General features: G+C 60.8%; 3 protein-coding genes and 1 pseudogene. 1 reads left to right on the top strand and 3 read right to left on the bottom strand.

Annotation, left to right across the window (positions count from 1 at the left end; translation table 11 throughout):
• Positions 1 to 369: 369 nt before the first annotated feature.
• Positions 370 to 900, top strand: a pseudogene (locus QCE79_RS38795) (DNA ligase); the annotation flags it as partial.
• A 132-nt stretch (positions 901 to 1,032) separates the two neighbouring features.
• Here the strand turns inward: QCE79_RS38795 and QCE79_RS38790 are convergent.
• The 3 genes from QCE79_RS38790 to QCE79_RS38780 all read right to left on the bottom strand — a co-directional run bounded on the left by QCE79_RS38790 (position 1,033) and on the right by QCE79_RS38780 (position 3,819).
• A complete protein-coding gene (locus QCE79_RS38790) occupies positions 1,033 to 1,227 on the bottom strand; it encodes a CsbD family protein (RefSeq protein WP_309854385.1) in 195 nt (64 codons plus the stop codon).
• 116 nt (positions 1,228 to 1,343) lie between these two features.
• Positions 1,344 to 1,640: a hypothetical protein gene (locus QCE79_RS38785; protein ID WP_309854383.1), complete on the bottom strand. Its 297-nt coding sequence runs from the start codon at positions 1,638 to 1,640 to the stop codon at positions 1,344 to 1,346.
• 199 nt (positions 1,641 to 1,839) lie between these two features.
• Entirely contained in the window at positions 1,840 to 3,819 is a 1,980-nt protein-coding gene (locus QCE79_RS38780; RefSeq protein ID WP_309854381.1) for a site-specific integrase, read from the bottom strand.
• Between the last annotated feature and the right edge of the window lie 905 nt (positions 3,820 to 4,724).

The raw sequence follows: 4,724 nt of genomic DNA, 5'->3' as shown, positions 1-4,724 counted from the left end.
ATCGTGATCACTGTCGCTATAATCCATTGACCGCGCAACACCACCTTCCAGACTGATCACGTTCACCGAAACGGCTGATCACCATCGCCGAAATCCGCAGTCACAGAACGAGTAAAAGGCGTCAATGTGTCGAAGCTTGATCTTGCGAGTGTTTTTGGCGAGGGCATGGCCCTGAATGGTCAGTGACCAGGCTGTCGCCCAGAAGCGGGGAAACATACGCTCGGGGTCTACGATGACGAAGTCGGGTAACGCCTCTGTGTGTACTATCATCAAGTGCAACGCTTGGGAGGTGCAGAATATGTGTATCGGCAACAGATGAGGCGGCTTGAATGGCAACAGTGCAGAAGGTGCACATAGAAATACGACGGCTATCGGGCGCTGGTGCGGAAGGTAGGCAGCTCAGTTGATTTGATCTCGCGCAATGGTAAGTCCCTTAACGAACATTTCCCCGAAGTCGTTGCCGCGGTTAAGGATATTCCTGGTAGCTTCTCTTGGGACGCGGAGCTGACCGTCGATGACGGCACCGGTCGCACCTCCTTAGAACGCCTTCAACGGCGGACGCGAAGCCGCCATCCAATGAGCCTACATGCGGCCGCTACGGAGGATCCGGCCCGGATCTACGTTTTCGACATGCTCGCTTGGGGCCACCACGACATGCGACGCATGCGGCTTTTTGATAGAAAAGCGATGCTGCGCGAGAGCTTTGCAGACACGATGGTCATCGTGTACGTTGATGGCATCGAGGAGCAAGGCGAGCTGGCATTCGAGCGCGCAGCGCGATTCAACCTCGAAGGGGTTATGGCGAAACGGCTCAAAGCGCCGTATTCGGCCGGCTACACCCGTGACTGGCTCAAGGTCAAAAATCCGAACTACGGCCGTGCGACGGCGCCAATAAATTGACGACCGGCATCCGCAGAAATTGAGAACGAAGCTAGCGGAGCGTTGCCCGCGCGTTTCCATCGACGATCGTTGCCATAGAAAACGCCCACGGAACTAACCGCGGGCGTTCGTTCGCCCGAGAAACATAGGCAATTAGGGCTTTTGCGCGTCGTCGTCGGCGTCCCTCAGATCTACCTTGGCCTCACCCGCGTCTTTGCGAACATCACCTGCTGCTTGTTGTGCGTCGCCCTTCGCTTCCTGCGCAGGATCATCCGTCATCTTCCCGACGCCCTCGTTAATCTTGCCTTTGACCTTCTCCCCCACGCCTTTTACCTGGTCTTCGTTCATGGTCACGCTCCTTGTCGCCTGCACCATGCGGGCATCTAGTCCACGCAAAGGGAGTGCCTCCTCGTTTTCGACGCAATCAAGAGCTGGCTTATCTTGCTACCCCTCATATCTACTGGTTAAATCCGCGGCGTTCGTTCGCGGAACTGCTCTCGCAATTGATTTTGGGCACGCGCAATGTGGTCAAGCATGTCCGCTTGGTCGGCCCGGCTGGTCGGTGCGTCGAACGTGAGCGCGAAGAAACCTATGACTATGCCGCGGGCGGCACCCAGTTGCTCACGAGCAACGTTCGGGTATTTCGTCAGATTGTTTGCTTCACCAATGTAGCGATTTACCGCCACCCATGTCCGCTCGCAAAGGGTCTCGTAGGTATATTGCATGTGAAAGTTATTAAACAGATCGGATTTCGCGAGCATCGGTCGATTGCCAGGCGAGCACAGTGCTTTGTGCCTCGCTTCGAATAACATCGGACTTGAATACGCGGAATTTCTTATAACGCGAGGCCTCACATCTGAGTAACTACCTGCGACCCCGGGTGCTCCCCAAGTCTGCCGCTTTTCGGCTTTTCCCTGCATCAAGCCCAGTGTGCAAGCACCGGCCCGGCGCTTTTAAAGGCTAGGCGTCGTCATCCGCGTAGTACCGTGCCGCCGCCTCAACCATGCGCCGCTTCTCTGCTTTGACGTAGATGGACGTGGTCTGGAGTGACGCATGCCCAAGGATCGACTGAACAACGTCCGTCGGCATATCTCGCGCGACGGCGCGTGTACCGAATGTATGGCGAAACGCATGCGCCGATGTGTTGACCAGTTGCACCAAGTCCTCGGTGCTCATCTCGCTCAGCGACGCAGGATCCGCACGCAGCTCAACCACCAGTCGTCGGACGGCCATGCGTACAAGCCTCCCGAGGGCGTCCGGCGTGTAGGCCACGTCGTCGTCAGTGGCATGCCGATTCTGAGCAGTGTTAGTTTCGGGAATCCAAAGTGGCGCAATCAGCGGCCCGTGGGCCTGACTATCAAAATTACGATCGCGGTCAGCCCAATGCGCGCGCAGCGCATCAAGCGTGGCGCTACTCACCGGCACGGTGCGTTGCTTGCGCCGTTTTCCGACGATCGTCAGGGTCCAGACGGTTCGCGCACGCGCGCCAGACGCCTCGCCCGATTGTTGTCGCGCGGACGTCGACACTTCGCTTCTGACGTCAGAAGGCCGCAGATCTTCCCGCCGGGCCTGAGCCGCTTCCACGCGACGCAGTCCCGAGTCGCCCATCAAGAGAATGGCCGCCTGCGCCGCACGCCACTGAGGCGCCGCTTCTTGCTCCACACGCGCCCGCGCCTGCTTGCTCAAATGCGCCCGTGCCTCCCCCGGCTCCGTTGGTGACGGCAGAATCGGAGCCGTGCAACGTTCATCGAGCAGCCGTCGTACGCGCGTCCAGAGATCGGCCGGTAACGCGCGGTGAACCTGAACGGCGGACTCGCGGACCACGGTCGCCGGTTCATGCACGGCGCTCCACGGATTGCCGGCGAGATAGCGCACCTCAACGAGCCAGGCGAACGCCGCACGAATCACGCGCACCGCATACGCTTGGCTGTCTTCAGACAGCCCCTCGGGCGCAAAGGGCCGCCAACGGCCGCTCGTTCGCGGACGCTTCGGTCCGGTAAAGGTGGCGATCGGCGCCTTTAAAAAATCCTTATAAGCCTCGCAGTCTTCGACGAGCAGTGAGGACAGCGGCTTTTGTCGAACCACCACGCTCCACAAAATGAGCCGCTCGAGCTCACGCGTATAGGCGCGCAAGGTCACCGGCCGATCGCGATACCGGTGCAGGTAGGCGTGCACGGCGGCCAGGTCGTGCTCGGCGCGGATGAAAGCGAAGCTGCTCGCGCGGTTGATGCCTCGATGCAGTGCGTGGCCGCCCGATAACTCGGCCGGCACGGCGAGCTGCTCGAAGGGCGCCAGACGGGGCACGGCCGGATCGCCGCCCACCACGATGGCGAGCGGCTCGCCCGCTGCGCGAAAGGTGACATCGAGTGGCCTCGCATCGACGTCGTCGGCGACGCGTGCGCCGAGGCTTCGCTCATGCCGACGCAGCCATGCCACCAGCGTTGCCGCGCGCAAGGGTCCGATGCGCGGCACGGATCGCCACCAGCTGCCGCCGCGCGCGTTGCAATACTCGATCAGGGCGCCCAGCGTGGTGATTCCCTCGCCGATCAGCCGTCGCGCGATCAGCGGCCGGAACCACAGCTCGACCGGGTGAGCCAGCGTCGGCGTGGCCGCCGCCAGGGTCGACGCCTGCTCGACCATGCGCAGCGTCATGGCCGTAAGCCGCGCGCTGCCGTGTTGTTTGATCGAGGCTTTGAGGTGATCGGCGAGCACCGATGAGCCGTGTTTGAGCGCCAGACTCACCAGGTCATCACGCATTTGACGCAGATAGCGCTCGGTGGTCTCAGCGCTCGCCGCATGGGGTGAGCGTTCGACGTCGTAGTACAGCCGCGCGATGGTAGCCGCGGGCACGCGCTGCACGAACGCGCGCAGCGCCGTGAAATCGGTGCGGGTGTAGGTGCGCGGCGTGGGCAGCGTCAATTGTTGGGGTTGATTGGCCATCGATTTGTCGCGCGCGTGCTCCCGCAGGTGCTCACCTCATCCATAGAGCGTCGCCGCTCAACTTCCCCCGCCGTCCAACTTTCCACTTGGCAGTAACGTCCCAGCCCTCTGATTGGTCCAAAAAGCCGCCTCCGCCCTGTGCCAATGGGCGTTTGGCGAGGCGTAAATGGGGTTACCCCCATTTTACCCATTAAAACCTTCACTGCTAATGATAATTAGCAGTCCAGTATATGAAGCAGAACGTCGAACTCTTCAATGCAACGTGCTACTGCTCATCTAGTCGAACTATGGGCATGTCCGCAGCCTTCGCTGGGTCCGTGATTGCATGCTTTTCCACAACGAAAGGTAGAATGCGCGCTATGTATCCCTTTCGGCGCTTGTTGTTTCGGGGCAGCGCGATAAGCCGGCTACGCCTGCTGGCTGCGCTCGCCCTCGTGTTCGTGCGCGCGCTCCTGCCGGGCGGGATTATGCTCGACCCCATATCGGTGGCTACCGGCGATCTCACGCTTGTGATGTGTTCGGGGCACGGTCCAATGTTCACGCATCACGCCAGCCCAACCGCGGCGATGCCCGAAACATCGCCCGAAATGGACATGGGTCAGATGATGGGCACGATGGACAACGTCCCGGAGATGTCTGGCATGTCGGACTCTCACTTGCACGACGCAATGGCGGCAGACGATGGGATTTGCCCATTCAGTGCCGCGCTTGTTCTGGCGTGCGTGGGAGTTGCACTTGCCGTTGTGCTTTTCGGCCTGACACGTGTCGCGCGATCTTGGAGTCCAGCTCCTGCGCGCACGCCGTTGCGCCGTTCGCCTCATTCCCTGCCGCTGTCGCGGGCACCTCCTCTTTTCAGCTGAAAGACGCTTTCCCCGCTGCGCACGCCGTGACGGTGCCGCGCACGT

Source organism: Caballeronia sp. LZ003 (genome assembly GCF_031451465.1).
Classification (GTDB): Bacteria; Pseudomonadota; Gammaproteobacteria; order Burkholderiales; family Burkholderiaceae; genus Caballeronia.
The sequence above is the reverse complement of the archived record's forward strand: the minus strand, read 5'-3'. Positions and strand labels throughout refer to the sequence as shown.